General features: G+C 73.5%; 15 protein-coding genes and 1 riboswitch. Of the genes, 6 read left to right on the top strand and 9 right to left on the bottom strand.

Translation table 11 applies throughout. The annotated features are described in order from the left end of the window. Positions 1–192 precede the first annotated feature (192 nt). Both ACIRQF_RS24330 and ACIRQF_RS24325 read left to right on the top strand, forming a co-directional pair. Positions 193–1,989 (top strand): AMP-dependent synthetase/ligase, encoded by a 1,797-nt coding sequence (locus ACIRQF_RS24330; RefSeq protein ID WP_389751034.1) that lies wholly within the window; start codon positions 193–195, stop codon positions 1,987–1,989. Positions 1,990–2,126: 137 nt separating this feature from the next. Further along, the gene (locus ACIRQF_RS24325) at positions 2,127–2,657 is read left to right on the top strand and encodes a hypothetical protein (protein WP_376629289.1); all 531 of its coding nucleotides are present in this window, start codon (positions 2,127–2,129) and stop codon (positions 2,655–2,657) included. Positions 2,658–2,864: 207 nt separating this feature from the next. On the opposite strand, the gene ACIRQF_RS24320 is transcribed toward ACIRQF_RS24325, so the two are convergent. Next, a complete protein-coding gene (locus ACIRQF_RS24320) occupies positions 2,865–4,007 on the bottom strand; it encodes a glycosyltransferase family 4 protein (RefSeq protein WP_404094963.1) in 1,143 nt (380 codons plus the stop codon). Between the two features lie 86 nt (positions 4,008–4,093). On the opposite strand from ACIRQF_RS24320, the gene ACIRQF_RS24315 reads away from it, so the two are divergent. After that, a complete protein-coding gene (locus ACIRQF_RS24315) occupies positions 4,094–5,368 on the top strand; it encodes a glycosyltransferase 87 family protein (RefSeq protein ID WP_389751035.1) in 1,275 nt (424 codons plus the stop codon). Here the strand turns inward: ACIRQF_RS24315 and ACIRQF_RS24310 are convergent. Beyond that, entirely contained in the window at positions 5,326–6,684 is a 1,359-nt protein-coding gene (locus tag ACIRQF_RS24310) for an MATE family efflux transporter (RefSeq protein ID WP_404094961.1), read from the bottom strand. The genes ACIRQF_RS24315 and ACIRQF_RS24310 overlap by 43 nt on opposite strands. Before the next feature lie 116 nt (positions 6,685–6,800). Between ACIRQF_RS24310 and ACIRQF_RS24305 the strand changes: the two genes are divergently transcribed. Further along, complete coding sequence (locus ACIRQF_RS24305; RefSeq protein WP_376629281.1) at positions 6,801–7,376, top strand: PadR family transcriptional regulator; 576 nt, start codon at positions 6,801–6,803, stop codon at positions 7,374–7,376. A gap of 95 nt (positions 7,377–7,471) precedes the next feature. Here ACIRQF_RS24305 and ACIRQF_RS24300 read toward each other — a convergent pair whose 3' ends face one another. The 5 genes from ACIRQF_RS24300 to ACIRQF_RS24280 form a co-directional block, all read right to left on the bottom strand. Continuing rightward, a complete protein-coding gene (locus ACIRQF_RS24300) occupies positions 7,472–8,686 on the bottom strand; it encodes a hypothetical protein (protein WP_404094957.1) in 1,215 nt (404 codons plus the stop codon). Positions 8,687–8,721: 35 nt separating this feature from the next. Beyond that, complete coding sequence (locus ACIRQF_RS24295; protein ID WP_404094955.1) at positions 8,722–9,741, bottom strand: NlpC/P60 family protein; 1,020 nt, start codon at positions 9,739–9,741, stop codon at positions 8,722–8,724. 213 nt (positions 9,742–9,954) lie between these two features. After that, positions 9,955–10,983: an NlpC/P60 family protein gene (locus ACIRQF_RS24290; RefSeq protein ID WP_389751042.1), complete on the bottom strand. Its 1,029-nt coding sequence runs from the start codon at positions 10,981–10,983 to the stop codon at positions 9,955–9,957. 255 nt (positions 10,984–11,238) lie between these two features. Beyond that, positions 11,239–12,603 (bottom strand): NYN domain-containing protein, encoded by a 1,365-nt coding sequence (locus ACIRQF_RS24285; RefSeq protein WP_382484371.1) that lies wholly within the window; start codon positions 12,601–12,603, stop codon positions 11,239–11,241. Between the two features lie 45 nt (positions 12,604–12,648). Further along, entirely contained in the window at positions 12,649–12,891 is a 243-nt protein-coding gene (locus tag ACIRQF_RS24280; protein ID WP_128976779.1) for a hypothetical protein, read from the bottom strand. Between the two features lie 151 nt (positions 12,892–13,042). Here ACIRQF_RS24280 and ACIRQF_RS24275 point away from each other — a divergent pair, with 151 nt between their 5' ends. Then, positions 13,043–13,786, top strand: a complete 744-nt coding sequence (locus ACIRQF_RS24275; RefSeq protein ID WP_404094951.1) for a rhomboid family intramembrane serine protease — start codon at positions 13,043–13,045, stop codon at positions 13,784–13,786. Then, complete coding sequence (locus tag ACIRQF_RS24270) at positions 13,783–14,064, top strand: Lrp/AsnC family transcriptional regulator (RefSeq protein WP_376629270.1); 282 nt, start codon at positions 13,783–13,785, stop codon at positions 14,062–14,064. The genes ACIRQF_RS24275 and ACIRQF_RS24270 overlap by 4 nt, the downstream gene beginning before the upstream one ends. 68 nt (positions 14,065–14,132) lie before the next feature. On the opposite strand, the gene ACIRQF_RS24265 is transcribed toward ACIRQF_RS24270, so the two are convergent. Together ACIRQF_RS24265 and trpD are read right to left on the bottom strand one after the other, a co-directional pair. Then, a complete protein-coding gene (locus tag ACIRQF_RS24265; RefSeq protein ID WP_382484377.1) occupies positions 14,133–15,542 on the bottom strand; it encodes an aminotransferase class V-fold PLP-dependent enzyme in 1,410 nt (469 codons plus the stop codon). Between the two features lie 181 nt (positions 15,543–15,723). Continuing rightward, a riboswitch (SAM riboswitch) is annotated at positions 15,724–15,840 on the bottom strand. Between the two features lie 89 nt (positions 15,841–15,929). Then, positions 15,930–16,994, bottom strand: a complete 1,065-nt coding sequence (gene trpD / locus ACIRQF_RS24260; RefSeq protein WP_376629266.1) for an anthranilate phosphoribosyltransferase — start codon at positions 16,992–16,994, stop codon at positions 15,930–15,932. Positions 16,995–17,064 lie beyond the last annotated feature (70 nt).

Below are 17,064 nucleotides of genomic sequence, written 5' to 3'. Positions count from 1 at the left end.
AAGGAACGCCATACATGTGTGACGCACGGAACATCTGGCCTGAACCCCCTATCGGGAACCGTGTACTGATGGGTAACGTCCGGCCAGTCCACAGTCGTGCTCACCCCCACACAGAGCACCCTGCCCGATCATGGACCGCACCGGCGCGTCACACAGAGTCGTGGCGTCGGCGCCCGATGAGGAGCAGCAGTCTTGCGCGAGTTCAGCCTTCCGGCCCTGTACGAGGTCCCCACGGACGGCAACCTGACGGATCTCATCCGCCGCAACGCCTCTCAGCACCCAGACGTCGCCGTGATGGGACGCAAGGTCGCCGGGGCCTGGACGGACGTCACCGCGAAGCAGTTCCTCGCCGAGGTCCGGGGGGCGGCGAAGGGTCTGATCGCCGCCGGCGTCGAGCCGGGCGACCGTGTCGCCCTGCTGTCCCGCACCCGCTACGAGTGGGTGCTCCTCGACTTCGCGATCTGGAGCGCGGGTGCGGTGACCGTGCCCGTGTACGAGACCAGCTCGCCGGAGCAGATCCAGTGGATCCTCGGTGACTCGGGCGCCTCCCTGGCGCTCGTCGAGACCTCGGCGCACGAGGCCTCGGTGGAGTCGGTGCGGGCGAACCTGCCCGGCCTGAAGGGCGTCCGGCAGATCGAGGCGGACGCCGTGGCCCGGCTGACCGCCGAGGGCACGGACGTCTCCGACGAGGAGCTCGACCGCCGGATGTCGATCGCGCACGCGGACGACCCGGCGACCATCGTCTACACCTCGGGCACCACCGGCCGCCCCAAGGGCTGCGTGCTGACCCACCGCGCCTTCTTCGCGGAGTGCGGCAACGTGGTCGAGCGGCTGAAGCCGCTCTTCCGTACGGGCGAGTGCTCGGTGCTGCTGTTCCTGCCGGCGGCGCACGTCTTCGGCCGGCTGGTCGAGGTCGCCTCGGTGATGGCGCCGATCAAGCTGGGCTGCGTGCCCGACATCAAGAACCTCACCGACGAGCTGGCGGCCTTCCGGCCGACGCTGATCCTCGGTGTGCCGCGGGTCTTCGAGAAGGTCTACAACTCGGCCCGGGCCAAGGCGCAGGCCGACGGCAAGGGCAAGATCTTCGACAAGGCCGCGCACACGGCCATCGCGTACAGCCGCGCGCTCAGCACCCCGCAGGGCCCGTCCTTCGGTCTGAAGCTGAAGCACAAGGTCTTCGACAAGCTGGTGTTCAGTAAGCTGCGCGCGGTGCTCGGCGGGCGCGGCGAGTACGCGATCTCCGGCGGCGCGCCGCTGGGCGAGCGGCTCGGGCACTTCTTCCGCGGCATCGGCTTCACCGTCCTGGAGGGCTACGGCCTGACGGAGTCGTGCGCGGCGACCGCGTTCAACCCGTGGGACCGGCAGAAGATCGGCACGGTCGGGCAGCCGCTGCCCGGTTCGGTGGTGCGGATCGCCGACGACGGCGAGGTGCTGCTGCACGGCGAGCACATCTTCTCCGGCTACTGGAACAACGAGGCCGCGACGGCCGAGGCGCTGGCGGACGGCTGGTTCCACACCGGTGACATCGGCACCCTCGACGAGGACGGCTACCTCGCGATCACGGGCCGCAAGAAGGAGATCCTGGTGACGGCGGGCGGCAAGAACGTCGCCCCGGCGGTCATCGAGGACCGGATCCGGGCGCACGCGCTGGTCGCCGAGTGCATGGTGGTCGGCGACGGGCGTCCGTTCGTGGGCGCGCTCGTCACCGTCGACGAGGAGTTCCTGGGCCGCTGGGCGGCGGAGCACGGCAAGCCGGCCGGCTCGACGGCGGCCTCGCTGCGCGAGGACGCGGACCTGATCGCGGAGGTCCAGCGCGCGGTGGACGACGGCAACGCGGCGGTCTCGAAGGCGGAGTCGGTGCGGAAGTTCCGTATCCTGTCGGCGCAGTTCACGGAGGAGGCGGGGCACATCACCCCGTCCCTGAAGCTGAAGCGCAACGTCGTGGCGAAGGACTTCGCCGACGAGATCGAGGCGATCTACCGGGCCTGACGGCTCTTCGGAACGCCCCCGGCGGGCCCGTGTCACGGGCCTGCCGGGGGCGTTCGCGCGCGTCAGGGCCGGAATGGTCAATTCCGCACACACGGCCACACACGGCACACACAGCACACACGGCACGAAAGGCAGTCATGCGGCTCCAGCGCACCACCGCCGCCCTGGGCGCGGCCCTCGTCTCCCTGGTCCTCCTGACCGGATGCAGCAGCTCCTGGGGAGAGGACGCCGGCCTGCCAGAGGCCGGCGACATGGGGGCGATCGAGAAGCTCGTCGGCTCGCACACGATGTGCAGCGACCTGCGCACCGGCGCGGGCGACAGCGGCACGATGGGCCCGGAGACCAAGGACCCGGCCTGGGCGATCAAGGAGCGCGGGGTGTGCGGCGACGACGCCCGCGACACCGTCACGCTGCTGTCGGTCTCCGACATGGAGAAGTTCCAGGAGACCGCCAAGAAGGCCGCGGAGACCGGGCACGCCACCCGCTTCCTGCTGGGCCAGGACTTCGCGCTCGTCGCGGGCGACGAGCCCACCGCCAAGGCCCTGCTGAAGTCGGACGTGCTGCTCTTCACCTGCGAGAAGGGCTTCAAGGTGCCCGACGGCTACCGCAGCGAGAAGCTCCTCGTCGACGGCTGCGCGCTGACGGACTACCTGCCCAGCCAGGCCTAGAGCCGCCCGGAGCACGGCCCTGGCTCCGGGCCCAGGCCGGGGCCTGGGTCGGGGCCGGCCCGACCGTCCGCCCGAGGCCGAGGGCCGGGGCCACCCGACCGCCCCTGGCCCGAGGCCGGGCCGCCCGGCCGTCCTGCCCCGGGTCAGGGGCGGTCGACTACCCGCCGGTCCGGGCCCGGGGCCCTTCGGCCGGCTGCCGGGCCGGGCTCAGAGCAGTTCCCTGAGGCGGTCGGCCAGCAGGTCCCAGCGCCAGCGCTCCTCGACCCACTGCCGGCCGCGCTCGCCCATGCGGGCGCGCAGCTCCGGGTCGAGCAGCAGCGTGGCGACGCGGTCGGCGGTGTCCTCCGGGACGCCGCCGCGGACCACCCAGCCGGTCTCGCCGTCGAGCACGGCGTCGGGCGCGCCGCCCGAGTCGCCCGCGACGACCGGGAGGCCGGTCGCGGAGGCCTCCAGGTAGACGATGCCGAGGCCCTCGACGTCGAGGCCGCCGCGCCGGGTGCGGCAGGGCATCGCGAAGACGTCGCCCGCCCCGTAGTGCGCGGGCAGCTCCGACCACGGCACGGCGCCGGTGAAGCGCACGGATCCGGCCACACCGGTCGAGACCGCGAGCTTGCGCAGCTCCTGCTCGTACGGGCCCCCGCCGACGATCAGCAGGACCGCCTCGGGCACCCGGCGCAGGATCTCCGGCATCGCGAGGATCAGGGTGTCCTGCCCCTTCCGCGGCACGAGCCGCGAGACGCACACCACCACCGGGCGGTCGCTGAGCCCGAGCCGCCCGCGCACCTCGGAGCCGCCCGAGTCGGGGTGGAAGGTCTTCTCGTCGACACCCGGCGTGAGCTGCGTCATCCGCGCGGCCGCGGCCGGGCCGAGGGCGCTCGCGATCCGGGAGCGCGTGTACTCACCGAGGTAGGTGAGGGTGTCGGTGCCCTCGCCGATCCGCCCCAGCAGCTGCCGGGCGGCCGGCAGCTGCGCCCAGCCCGCCTCGTGGCCGTGCGTGGTGGCGACAAGTCGCCGCGCGCCGGCCCGGCGCAGCGCCGGCGCCATCAGGCCGAGCGGGGCCGCCGCGCCGAACCAGACCGACTCGCAGCCGTGCTCGCGCAGGAGCGCCGTCGCCCGGGCGGTGACCCGAGGAGTCGGCAGCAGCATGGTGGTGCGGTCACGGACGACCATGAAAGGCTGTTCCGCGTCGAACGCGGCGGTCGCCTCGATCCCTTCGCGGCTGCGCTTCCAGGTGGAGGCGTAGACCACGATCCGCTCGGGATCCAGGCGCAGCGCCATGTTGTGCAGGAAGGCCTGGATTCCGCCGGGGCGCGGCGGAAAGTCGTTCGTTACGATCAGGGTCTTGTGCATCGTGGGCGACAGTACCCTGGTCGCGCCTTCAGCCCGGCACCACCACCTCCGCCCCGGCGGACCGACAGGACAGGAACAGGTCAGGTATGACGGGCGCGGTGGGGACGGTGTCGCACGACGGTCTGCGCAAGCCGATAGGTCTGTGGGCCCTGACCCGCGTCCTGATCCTGCTGTGCGTCTTCAAGGTCGTGGTCATTCCCGGCCCGGACGTCACCAGCGACGTCGAGGAGATCTACCAGGGCTGGTACGAGGTCCTCAGGACCGGTACCTATCCGCTGGACGACGTCACCTGGCAGTACCCGCCGGCCGCCGCGCTGGCGATCCTCGCTCCCGCCCTGATGCCGTTCCTCGGCTACACCTCGGCCTTCTTCGTGTGCGCGCTGCTCTGCGACGCGGTCGTCTTCGGCCTCCTCGTGTACACGGGGCGGCGCCCCAGCCGCTCGATGCGCGGAGCGTGGCTGTGGCTGGCGGGGGTGCCGCTGCTCGGCCCGACCGCGTACTCCCGGTACGACCTGATGGTGACGGCCGTGGCGGTGGCGGGCCTGCTCGCGGCGCTGCGGAGCCCGGCCGTGCTCGGCGCGCTCGCCGGCTTCGGGGCGACGCTGAAGGTCTGGCCGGTGCTGGTGCTCGCGGGGACGGCACGCGGCCGGGCCACCTTCCGGTCCTGGGCCACGGCCACGGGCGCGGCGGCGGGTGTGCTCGCGCTGTGCGTCCTGGCGGCGCCGGGCGCGCTGGCCTTCCTGGGCTTCCAGCGGGACCGGGGCACCGAGGTCGAGTCGCTGGGCGCGCTGGTCTTCCACGTGGCCCGGCACTTCGGCTGGCCGGGCGAGGCGCGGATGAACTTCGGCTCGATCGAGTTCCTCGGCCCGGGCGTCCCCGTGGTGTCGACGGCGGCGATGCTGCTGACGATCGCCGCCTTCGGCTGGCTGCTCGTGTGGCGGCTGCGGGCCCGCCGCCACACGACGACGACCACGGCGGACGCGGCCTTCGTGGCGGTGCTGCTGTTCACGACGACCAGCCGGGTGATCAGCCCGCAGTACATGATCTGGCTGGTGGGCCTCGCCGCCGTGTGCCTGGTCTACCGGGCGAGCCGGATGCGCCGGCCCGCGTACCTGGTGCTGTGGGCGACGGCCGTCACGCAGTTCGAGTTCCCGGTGTGGTTCTCGCACGTCTCGCACAGCGACCCGCTGGGCATCGCGCTGCTCCTGGTGCGCAACGGACTGCTCGTCGCGGCCTCCGTCTCCGCCTGCCGGATCCTGTGGCGGCAGACGGTCACGGAGCCGCGGCTCGAGGCGCTGGGCCCGGTGCGGATCCCGGCTCAGGCGGACAGGGAGAAGTCCCGGGTCCCGGTCTCGTCCTGAGTCGCGGCCCGTGCGGTCCGGCGGCGCAGCACGCCGAGGGCGGTGCACTGGGCGGCCATCGCGAGGGCCATGGCCAGGCAGATCCCGGCGAGCCCGAGGACGCCCGAGAGCGCGTGGGCGAGCGGCAGCTGGAGCAGCACGCCGGCGACGGTGATCCGGGCGAGCTTCGGTGAGTCGCCGCTGCCCTCGAAGACCCCGGCGAGGGCGATGAACCCGGCCATGAGCAGCAGGTACGGGCCGAGGCAGCGCAGGAACAGGGCGCCTGCCCCGGCGACGGCCGGCTCGGCGCCGAAGCCGCGCATCACCGGACCCGCGGCGAGCAGCAGCAGGACGGCCGCGCCCGCGCCGAGCAGCCCGCCGAGGAGGAGGGCCTGCCGGCCGACGGCCCCGCGCCGGTCCTCTCCGGCGCCCAGGAGGTGCGCGGTGTGGATGGCGGCGGCCTGGCGGACGGCGTAGAAGGCCATGGTGGCGACGCACATGGCCTTGGTGGCGATGCCGTACGCGGCGATCTCGGTGACGCCGAGCCGGGCGACGACGGAGACGAGGGCGAGCGCGCCAGCCATGCGGACGACGAAGTCGACGGACATGGGCAGGCCGAGGGCGGCGGTGCGGCGCAGGGCGGCGGCGGTGCCGCCGGCCGGGTGGACCGCGCGGGCGGCCCTCAGGTGCGCGTTGCGGCGCAGCGCGAGGAGTCCGGCGGCGAGGGCCGCGGTGCGTCCGATGACGGTGGCCACGGCGGCGCCCCGCACTCCGTGGGCGTGGACGAGGAACGGGTCGAGGACGAGGATCAGCCCGTTGGCGAGGAAGGCGAGCCGCATGGGGGTGCGGGTGTCGCCGGTGCCCTTGAGAACGCCGTCCAGGACCGTCGTGGCGAAGAAGACGGCCGTGCCCGGGAGCGAGATCGCGAAGTAGGCGGTGGCGAGGCCGTGCGCGGGGTGGCCGGAGCCGCCGAGCAGCAGGGCGGCGAGCGGGTCGCGCAGCAGGTACCCGCCGAGGGCGACCGGCGGGACGAGCACGGCGCCGAGGGCGGCTCCGCCGCGTACGGCGGAGCGCAGCGCGCCGGGGTCGCCGGCGCCCCTGGCCCGGGCGACGAGCACGGTGGTGCCGGAGGCGGCCATGAGGACCACGCCGAGCAGCAGGTTCTCGACGTTGGTGGCGACGGCGACGGCGGCGACGGCGGCCCCGCCGAGCCGGGCGACCCAGACCATGTTGATGACGCCGGCGGCGACTCCGGCGAGCAGTTCGAGGTAGACGGGCCCGGCGAGCCGGACGAGCGTGCCGCGGTGCGCGGCGGCGGTCAGGGTGTCGGCACTCATGGATGGATCCCCCTCGTTTCGCTGTACCTCGATTCGAGGTAGCTCGAAAAGAGGTAGCATGCCGTCGGGGCGCCCGACAAGTGCGACGGACCCGACAAGTGCGAAGGAGCAGAACGGTGCTGGAGCTGTCGATCCTCGGCTTCCTCTACGAGCGGCCGCTGCACGGCTACGAGCTCAAGGAGCGCATCCAGGGCCTGAGCGGCCACGTCCGCCCGGTCAGCGACGGCGCGCTCTACCCCGCGATCACCCGGCTGGTGAAGAACGGCCTGGTCGACAGCCACACGGAACCGGGCGCCGGCGCGGCCCCGCGCCGCACCCTCTCGCTGACCGACGCGGGCCGGGCGGAGCTGCTCGCGCGGCTGCGCTCCCCCAAGGACGCCGAGATCACCGACGGCCAGCGCTTCTTCACCCTGCTCGCCTTCCTGGGCCTGCTCCCCGGCCCGGCGGAGCAGGCCGCCGTGCTGCGCCGCCGCAAGGCGTTCCTGGACGCGCCGGCCAGCTTCTTCTACGCGGAGGGCGCCCCGGTCCGCGCCGAGGACGAGCCCGACCCGTTCCGGCGCGGGATGCTCCGGATCGCCCGCGCCACCGGCACGGAGGAGAAGGCCTGGCTCGCCGAGACCCTGGACGACCTGGACCGGCGGGCCGCGGCGAGCGAGGGGGCGTCCGCCGCACCCGGGCCCGACCGTCCCTGACCGCGAGGACCTGGGCCGGGCGCCGCGACCCTACGCCGCGACCCCTACGCCGGGACCCCTGCGCCGCGAACCCGGAGAGATCCGAACGAGACGGCCTAGCCCAGCCGCTCGGCCAGATACGTCCGCCAGCGGGCCGTGAACTCCTCGGGGGTGGTGCCCAGGACGTCCGCGAGGGCCTTCTCGACCGCGCCCGCGCGGGCCGGGTGGGCGCCGACGGCGCGGTAGAACGCGGTGAGCTTCGCCTCCCCCCAGCGGTCGGCGATCAGCGCGCAGGCCAGCCAGCCGCTCTCGTAGGCGCGGGCCAGCGCGTCCGCGTCGCCGCCGAAGGCGAACGCCTTGTCGTCCGGCAGCTCCGCCGGCCCCTCGCCGGCCCGGACCGCGCGGGCGAGTTCGGGGGCGGCCTGGGCGGCGGTGCGGCCGGTGCCGCGGTAGGCGGCCCAGTCGGCGAAGCCCTCGGACAGCCAGACCGGGGTGGCCCGGGTGGTCTGGGTGCGGGTGGCGACATGGGTGGTCTCGTGGGTGAGCACGAAGCCCCGCCCGAACGCACCGAGCACCCCGTACGCGTCCGGGTTGACGATCACCCGGTCCGCGGGCGCCGTCGGGCCGCCGCCGACCTCGCCGGTCGTGACCGCCGCTATCCCGCGGTACGAGGCCGCGGGCGCGCCGAGCAGCCTCCCCATCGCGTCCACCGAGGCCGGGACCAGGACCACGACCCGGCCCGCCCAGGGCGAGGGCCAGGCCTCGCCGACGGCGGGCACCGCCCGGTCCGCCGCGTCCGCGATCTCCTTCAGGCGCTCCGGGCGCTGGCCCACGCCGAGGACCAGACTGCGGCGGCCGGTCACGGCCGTGACCTCGCCCTGCTGCCACAGCTGCTGCGGAGCCCCCGCGGCGGCCCGGTCCCCGGTGACGTACCAGCGCCCGTCCCGCTCGGTGAGATCCAGGACGCGCCGGGTGGTGGCGGGGCCGGAGTCGTAGCCCTTGATGCGGTAGCCGAGGTCGGCCTCGACGGTGGCCCGCCCCGGGCCGGCCGGGTCCACGTCGGTGACGCGGTAGCTCCAGCCGCCGAGCGGGATCCCCGCGAGGCGCCCGAACTCGGTGCGGGCGGCGGGGACGAGGGCGGGGTCGAGGTCGGCGAGGTAGGCCGCCTCGTCGCGGGCGAGGAGCGCTCCGGCGTGCCGGTCGAGCAGCCGCTGGACCTCGGCGGCGGCCGGGCGTTCCGGGGCCGGGGCGGCGCACCCGGCGAGGGCCGACAGCACCGTCAGCAGGCACACGAGGGCGCCGCGCGCCGCTCCACCGCCCTGACCTGCCACGCCCCCGATCGTACGGGGGAACCCCGGCGGAGGTCTCAGACCCGGGTCACGGTCACGTGGGACATCATGTTCACCGGGTCGTAGCGGACCCGCGCGCCCGGATAGGGGGCGTGGATGACCTGGCCGTTGCCGGCGTAGATCGCCACGTGGCTGGCGTCGCCACGGTAGGTGACGAGGTCGCCCGGCTGCGCCTGGGAGAGCGGGATCCGGCGCCCGGCGTTGCGCTGGGCCTGGGAGGTCCGGGGCAGCGCGATGCCGGCCTGACGGTACGACCAGACCATGAGGCCCGAGCAGTCGAACGCGGACGGCCCGGTGGCGCCCCACACGTAGGGCCGGCCGATGGCGCTGCGCGCGGCGATCACCGCGGCGGCGGCGCGTGAGGGGCCGAGGTCGCCGAGCGGCGGCAGCTCCTCGCCGAGGGCCTCGCGGCCGGAGCGGGAGGCGCGGTCGAAGCCGGCCCGCTCCTCGGCGGTGAGCGAGGCGAGCAGTCGGCGGGCCTCGGCGAGCTTGCCCTCGACGGTGCGCTTGTGGCGGGCCACCTCGGCCCGGCTGCGCTCCAGTTCGGCGAGCGTGCGGCCCGCCTCGGCGCGCTCCTGGGCACGTTCGCGCAGTTCGCGCTGGAGCTCACCGAGGGCGGCCCCCTGGCGGGCGGCGGCCCGGTCGAGGACGGAGGCCCGGTCGAGATAGCTGTCGGGGTCCGAGGAGAGCAGCAGGGCGAGGGCCGGGTCGATGCCGCCGGAGCGGTACTGGGCGCCGGCCACCGAACCGAGCGCGCCACGCATGCGGTTGATCCGCTCCTGGCCGCGGGCGAGGCTGTCCTGCGCCAGGGAGACCGTCCGGCGCAGCCGGTCGGCCTTCTCGTCGGCCCGGTTGTAGCTCTCGGTGGCCCGCTCGGCCTCCTCGAAGAGGCGGTCGACGGTGGACCGCGTCGTCAGCGTGCGCTGGGCCGCGTCACCGGGGTCGGCGTGCGCGGGGACGGCACCGAGGGCCGTGGCCGCGGTGGCCGCGGCTGCGGTGAGGACGGTGACCCTGGCGGGTCGTCGGTGGGACGCCACGGATCGCGCTCCGTTCGGTTCGACGGACTGGCGCGGCAGACAGTAGCCGCTGATCACTCCGCGTCCAACGAAGGCGCCGGGCACACAAAGTGACGCCCCGCCGGAGACCACAAGGTCACCGGCGGGGCGTCAGGTCAGTTCGCGATCCTGCGAACCACCCGTTCGGAGGGCGGTTCGCGGGGTGCCCGTGGGTGCCGGGCGGTTCGCGTCGCGTCAGATGCGGACGCCGAACTGGAAGGTGCCCATGTAGTCCATGGACTCGTAGCGGACCACCGCGCCCGGCTTCGGGGCGTGCAGGATGGTGTTGTTGCCCGCGTACAGGGCAACGTGCGAAAGGCCGTTGAAGAAGACCAGGTCGCCCGGCTTGAGCTGGCTGCGGCCGATCTTCACGCCGTCGTTCTGCTGGGTGTACGTGGTGCGGCTGATGCGGACGCCGGCCTGGCGGTACGACCACTGGGTCAGGCCCGAGCAGTCGTAGGAGTTGGGGCCCTCGGCGCCGGAGACGTACGGCTTGCCGAGCTGGGTGGCGGCGGCGTTGAGGGCGGCGGCGCCGCGCTGCGAGGCGGGCACCTCGTTGCCGAGGTCGACGCGGTCGCCGGCGGCGCGGCTGGCGCGCTGCTCGTCCTGCTGCATCTTGGCGCGCTCGGCGGCCGTCAGCGTGTTGAGCAGCTTCTGGGCGTCGGCGAGCTTGCCCTGGAACTTCTTCTTCTTCTCGGCGAGCGTCTTGCGGACGTCTTCCAGGTCGGCGAGCTTCGTCGTCGCCTCGGCCCGCTCCTGGGCGAGGGTGCGCTGCTTGGCCTGGATGGACTGCAGGACGTCGGCCTGCTTGGCGCCGAGCTGGTCGATCGCGGACGCCTTGTCGAGGTAGGTGTCCGGGTCGGAGGAGAGGAAGAGCTGGAGCGCGGGGTCGATGCCGCCGGAGCGGTACTGCGCGGTGGCGACCGAACCGATCTGCCCGCGCAGGGTGTTGAGCTCCTGCTGGCCGCGGGCCACCTTGTCCTGAAGGGCGCCGATCTCCTTCTGGAGCTTCTCGCGGCGCTCCTCGGCGAGGTTGTACTGCTCCGTGGCCTCCTCGGCCTCGTGGTGCAGCTTGTCGACCTTCGACTTGACCTCGTCGATCTTCGGCTTCGGTGCCGCCTGGGCACCGGTCTGGGCGGTGAGCGCGACGGCGGCTGCGGCGGTCGCGGTGAGCACGGTCACACGGGTGCGGCTCGGCTGCTTGGGACGACGGTGGGACGCCACGGGGGCGAGCTCCTTCTTCCTCGAGCCGCCGACCGGGCGACGGCAGGCGGGACCCACGCTGATATCCCCGATGGATGATCAACCGCGCGAAGGTTCGAGCCCCGACCCTAGTGACCATCTTGTGATCAGTTCAAATCCCGAGGGCCAAAATCTCGCTCACTCAACACATTATTTACGTGCACCCCACGGGCAGTAGTGGCCACTTGACCCTCTGCGGACCAGAAAACGGGCAATCGGGATGTGCGTGACGAGATGTCACGAGAGACGCGAAAGGCGCTTCAGCAACAAGGCGGACGCGACGGGCCGCGCACCGGACTTGGCGACCCCGTCGGCCACCTCGCGGTCGGTGGAGACCACGACCACCGGACGCCCCGGCGGCTCCGCCCGCACCAGCTGACGGATCAACTCGTCGGCGGTGACCCCGGGCTTGGAGAACAGCACCCGCACGCCGCGCGGCGGGGCCAGGAGCACCGGCGCCGCCAGCTCGGCCCCGTCGAAGACACAGGTGATCTCCGCGCCGGAGCGGGCCGCGAGCGCGGAGAGACCGCCGAGCAGCCGCAGCCGCTGCTTCTCCAACGGCATCGTCGGATAGCCGGTCTTGGTGACGTTGTAGCCGTCGACCACCAGATGCGCCTGGGGCAGTTCGAGCAGCTGGTCCAGGAGCGCCGGGTCGGTCTCCGACAGGGCGCGGGCCGCGATGTCCTTCGGCGACATCCGGCCGGGCTCCACCGCATCCACGGTGTCCGCCGGGTGCATCGAGACCGGGGGCAGGGCGAGTTCGCGACGCAGCCCCTGCGCGGCGTCCAGCACCGTGTCCAGGAGCAGCCGCAGGCGCATGTCCTCCACGGAGCGGCCCTCGCGGGCGGCCCGCCGGCTGGCCTCCAGGGCGGCCTCCACCTCGCCGAGCCGGGACTTGAGCCGCCGGGTCTCGCTCTCGGCGGCCGACACCTGCGCGGCGGCCTCGGCCTTCGCGGCGTCGATGTCGGCCTGGACGCGCCGCAGCGCCGCCTCGCCGCGCTTGACGTCGCTCTGGGCGCTGCGCAGCTTCCGGTGAAGCGATTCCGCTTCCTTGCGGGCGGCCTCCAGGTCGTGCCGCAGCTGCTCGGTCTCGGCCCTGGCGCGTTCCTTCGCGCCCGCGACCTCCTCGCGCAGGCGCTCCAGCTCGCGCCGGCTCGCCTCGTCGGCGCGCTCGGCGTCGGCGCGCTGCGCCTCCTCGCCGGCGGCGGCCACGAGCTTGCCCCAGCCGGCCGGGCGCAGCACGTAGGCGGCCGCGGCGACGTCGACGGGGTCGGCGGCGCCGGGTGCGGTGCCGGTCTCGACGGCGCCGGCGAGCTCGGGCTGGGACTCCTTGAACCGTTCGCCGATCCGCTGGCGGAACAGCGGATCACCCTCCAGGGCGGCCGCCATCGCGTTCCCGGCGAACTTGGCCCGACGGGAGGCGGTGAAGCGGGCGTACTGCCGCAGCGGGGCCGGCAGCTCGGAGACGGCCAGGCCGCCGAAGGCGTCCGCGACCAGCGCGACGACCTTCCGGCGGACGGCTTCGGGCAGGGGCCGGTCGAGCGCCTCGGCGGGGTCGTCCGCCGGACCCGCCGGCTGATCACCGTGCGCGGGCTGCTCCACGATCCGTCACCCCTCTCCCTGTCGTCGCCCTCGTGGGGCCGCTTCTCAGGAAGCGGCGCCGGGCCTGTCCACCAACTCGATCTGATCCACCGCGTTGCACCAGCGACAGCGGACCGACTCGATGGTCTCACTGACCACCTCGCGCTCCTCCACCTTGGGCTCTCCGGCGAGGTCCAGATGGACGTACTCCACGACCTTGGACGAGCGGGTCACGTCGAAGCGGGTCAGGTTGCCGCAGAGAGTGCAGCGCCAGCGGGTCTCGGCGGTCGGCAGGGGAACCGTCGTCATCGTGCCGTCCTCTTTCCGTACGAGGCTTAACGGGCCCGCGGTGCGCCGTCGAACTGCGGGAGTACTGCCCGCAACCCTACGGCCTCCCGGGTCTCCCGTGTCACGGCGAGGCGCTCTGTCCAGGTGGGGCCCGGTACGCCATGATCTGTCCATGATCGACTGGCGGGGCGTGGCCCTCGGCGCCTGGCGGGGCGCCCGGAACGGGCCGACCGTGACCTACGGACTCATCGCCGCCTGCGTGCTGCTGTTCGCCGCCGGCCCGGTGTCGGGGCTCAACCCCGGTTACGGCACCGGGGACACCCTGCTCGCGGCGCAGAGCGCGTACTTCCAGCGCTGGGGCGTGATCCCGGCGGACCTCGCGCAGGGCGAACCGCGGGCCCTGCTCACCCCCCTGACCGCCCTCTTCGTGCACGGCAGCTGGCTGCATCTGCTCGGGAACATGCTGTTCCTGTACGTCTTCGGGGCGATGGCCGAGGAACGGATGGGAGCCGCCGGCTTCTGCCTGTTCTATCTGGGCTGCGGCTCCCTCGCGCTGCTCGGGTACGCGGCGGCGCACTTCGACCAGGTGGACGCCGAGCAGACCCTGGTCGGGGCGTCGGGCGCGATCTCCGGGGTGCTCGGGGCCTTCCTCTACCTCTTCCCGCGCTCCCGGGTGACCAGCCTGTTCCCGTTCCTCTTCTTCCTGCCGCTGCGCTTCCCGGCCTGGATCGTGCTGATCTTCTGGTTCGCACTCCAGTGGCTGGCGGCGCGCTCGGCGGGATCGGGGCCGGGGGTGGCGTATCTGGCGCACGTGGTCGGGTTCGGCATCGGGTTCCTCTACGCGTGGGCGCGCTACAGACGGCCGGATAGAGTGAAACCACCAGCCGCGGCCACCGAGGGAGAAAGCCAGCCGTGATCACCGCGATCGTGCTCATCAAGACCAGCGTGGACCGGATCCCCGAGATCGCCGAGGCGATCGCCGCGATCGACTCGGTCAGCGAGGTCTTCTCGGTCACCGGCACCTACGACCTGATCGCCATGGTCCGGGTGGGGCGCCACGACGACCTGGCCGACATCATCCCCGGCCGGATCTCCAAGATCCCGGGCGTCGAGGGCACCGACACGCACGTCGCCTTCCGCGCCTACTCCCAGCACGAGCTGGACGCGGCCTTCGCCATCGGCCTGGAGTCGTAGGGCAACCGCACGCACGGTGAAGCCGGCCTCCCCCGCGGGAGGCCGGCTTCACCCGTACGAGGGACAGATCAGCCGCGGTCCGGGACGCAGCGGCCGTCCTCGGTGCGGTAGTTCCAGCGGGCGCCTTCGCGGACCAGCTCCTTCACCGCGCCGACGAAGCGCTCCACGTGCTCGTCGGGCGTGCCGGCACCGAAGCTCACCCGGATCGCGTTCAGGGACCTCTCGCCGGGGGCCGCCTCGGGGGCGCCGCACTCGCCCGGGTCCTGCGGGTCGCTGCCGAGCAGGGTGCGCACCAGCGGGTGGGCGCAGAACAGGCCGTCGCGGACCCCGATGCCGTACTCGGCGGAGAGCGCGGCGGCGAAGTGGGAGCTGTTCCAGCCGTTCACGACGAAGGAGATGACGCCGACGCGCTCGGCGTCGTCACCGAAGAGGGAGAGCACCCGCACCTCGGGCACCTCGGCGAGGCCCTCGCGGACCGTGGCGATCAGGTGCCGCTCGCGGGCGACGAGCGAGTCGAAGCCGGCCTCGGTGAGCGCCTTGCAGGCGGAGGCGATGGCGTAGACGCCGATGACGTTGGGCGAGCCGGCCTCGTGCCGGGCCGCGGTGGTGTGCCACTCCACGTCCACACCGCCGTCGGCCCGGCGGGCCACCGTGCGGGAGGCTCCCCCGCCGGCGAGATAGGGCTCGGCGTCCTGGAGCCAGTCGGCGCGCCCCGCGAGTACGCCGGAGCCGAACGGGGCGTACAGCTTGTGACCCGAGAAGGCGACCCAGTCGACGTCCAACTCCCGTACGGACACCGGGTGGTGGGGCGCCAGCTGGGCGGCGTCCAGAACGATCCGCGCGCCGTGCGCGTGCGCTGCTGCGGCGAGTTCGCGCACCGGCCAGAGCTCGCCGGTGACGTTCGAGGCGCCGGTGACGCAGACCAGGGCGGGGCCGTGGGGGTCGCGGTCGGCGAGCGCGCGCTCCAGGGTCTCGACGGCCTGCCGCGGCGTGCGCGGCGCGTCGAGATAGGTGATCCGGGCGTCCCGCCAGGGCAGCAGGGAGGCGTGGTGCTCGGTCTCGAAGACGAAGACCTGGCAGTCGGCGGGGATCACCTGGGCGAGCAGGTTGAGCGAGTCGGTGGTGGAGCGGGTGAAGACGACCTGGTCACCGGGGCGGCAGTCGAGGAACTCGGCGACGGTGGTCCGGCTGTTCTCGAAGAGGTCGGTGGAGAGCTGGGAGAGGTACCCGGCGCCGCGGTGGACGCTGCCGTAGTAGGGGGCGTACGCGGCGACGTCGTCCCACACGCGCTGCAGGGCCGGCGCGCTGGCCGCGTAGTCGAGCGCCGCGTAGGTGACCTCGCCGCCGGTGACCAGCGGGACCGTGACGTCCCGGCCGAGGACCGGCAGCGGAGCGTCGCAGCAGGGGTCGGAGTCGGCGGAGGCGGAGGCGGCGGACGGGGCGGTGGCGACGGAGGCGGCGTTCGGGCGTGCGGACATGACGGTATCTCCCGGCATAAAAGGGGCGCGAAATGGCGTGACGAGGCCCGCGCGACGGCAGCGCGAAGAAGGGTGCCGCGTACGGGTGGTGATGGAGAAGGGGGCCGGAGGCCCTAACGCATTCGCTTGCTCACGAGACACTGCTCCCTAGAGGACCAAGGACCCCAGGGTTGTGCGCAGGGGTCCGCGCTTGCCGCAGGCTTCTGCTCGTACGGCCTGGTCTTCACCCGGGGCACCCCGCCACGGACGGAGGGTTGCCGGACAGCCAGCCGGGGCTTTGTCGCTGTCACTCATGACCTGGTACAGAACCTATGCCAGTCGATCACGACGACGCAACCCCGTCCCGGCATCCGGGACGGGGTCGCCATACGGCGTTCACACGGACCCTCAGGCGTTGCTGGCGGCCACCCACCGGTCCAGGGCCCGCCGTGCGGCGCCCGAGTCGATGGCCTCGGCGGCCTTCGCCATGCCCGCCCGCAGCTGCTCCGCCAGGGTGCCCTCGCCCGGCTCCAGGGCCGTCAGCGCCGCCGCCGAGTTGAGCAGCACCGCGTCCCGGACCGGTCCGGTCTCACCGGCGAGCAGCCGCCGGGCCACGTCCGCGTTGTACGAGGCGTCCGCGCCGCGCAGCGCCTCCACCGGGACCAGGTCGATGCCGACGTCCCTCGGGTCGAAGCGCTCCTCGCGGACGGTGCCGTCCCGGACCACCCAGACCGTCGAGGTGGCCGTGGTGGTGAGCTCGTCCAGGCCGTCGTCGCCGCGGAAGACCAGGGCGGAGGAGCCGCGCTCGGCGAGCACGCCCGCCATGATGGGGGCCATCCGGGCGTCGGCCACACCGGTCGCCTGGGCCCTGACCCGGGCCGGGTTGGTGAGCGGGCCCAGGAAGTTGAAGACGGTGCGCACGCCGAGCTGGCCGCGGGCGGCGGCCACGTGCCGCAGCGCCGGGTGGAACTTCACCGCGAAGCAGAAGGTGACGCCGGCCTCCTCGGCGACCTCGACCACCCGCCGGGGCGTCAGCTCCAGATTGACGCCGAGCTTCTCCAGGACGTCGGAGGCCCCGGAGGCGGAGGAGGCGGCCCGGTTGCCGTGCTTCACCACCTTCGCGCCGGTGCCGGCCACGACGATCGCGGACATGGTGGAGATGTTGACGGTCTTGGCGCCGTCGCCGCCGGTGCCGACGATGTCCACGCTCGGCCCGGGCACCTCGATCAGGTTGGCGTGCGCGTACATCGCCCGGACCAGACCCGTCAGCTCCTCGACGGTCTCGCCCTTGGCGCGCAGGGCGACCGCGAAGCCGGCGATCTGCGCGTCGGTCGCCTCGCCGCTCATGATGGTGTCCATCGCCCAGGCGGTGGCCTCGCTGCTGAGGTCCTGCCGGCCGAGGAGTGCGTTCAGGACGCCGGGCCAGGAGCGGCCCGCCGCGGTGTCGCCTCCAGCGGGGTTCACAGCGCTCATGGTCGCTCCTGAGGTGTACGTACGGACTGCAAGGGTTGCCTCCCACCCTATCGATCTCCGGGAACGGCAA

The organism is Streptomyces sp. NPDC101191, from assembly GCF_044767915.1.
GTDB lineage: Bacteria > Actinomycetota > Actinomycetes > Streptomycetales > Streptomycetaceae > Streptomyces.
The sequence above is the reverse complement of the archived record's forward strand: the minus strand, read 5'-3'. Positions and strand labels throughout refer to the sequence as shown.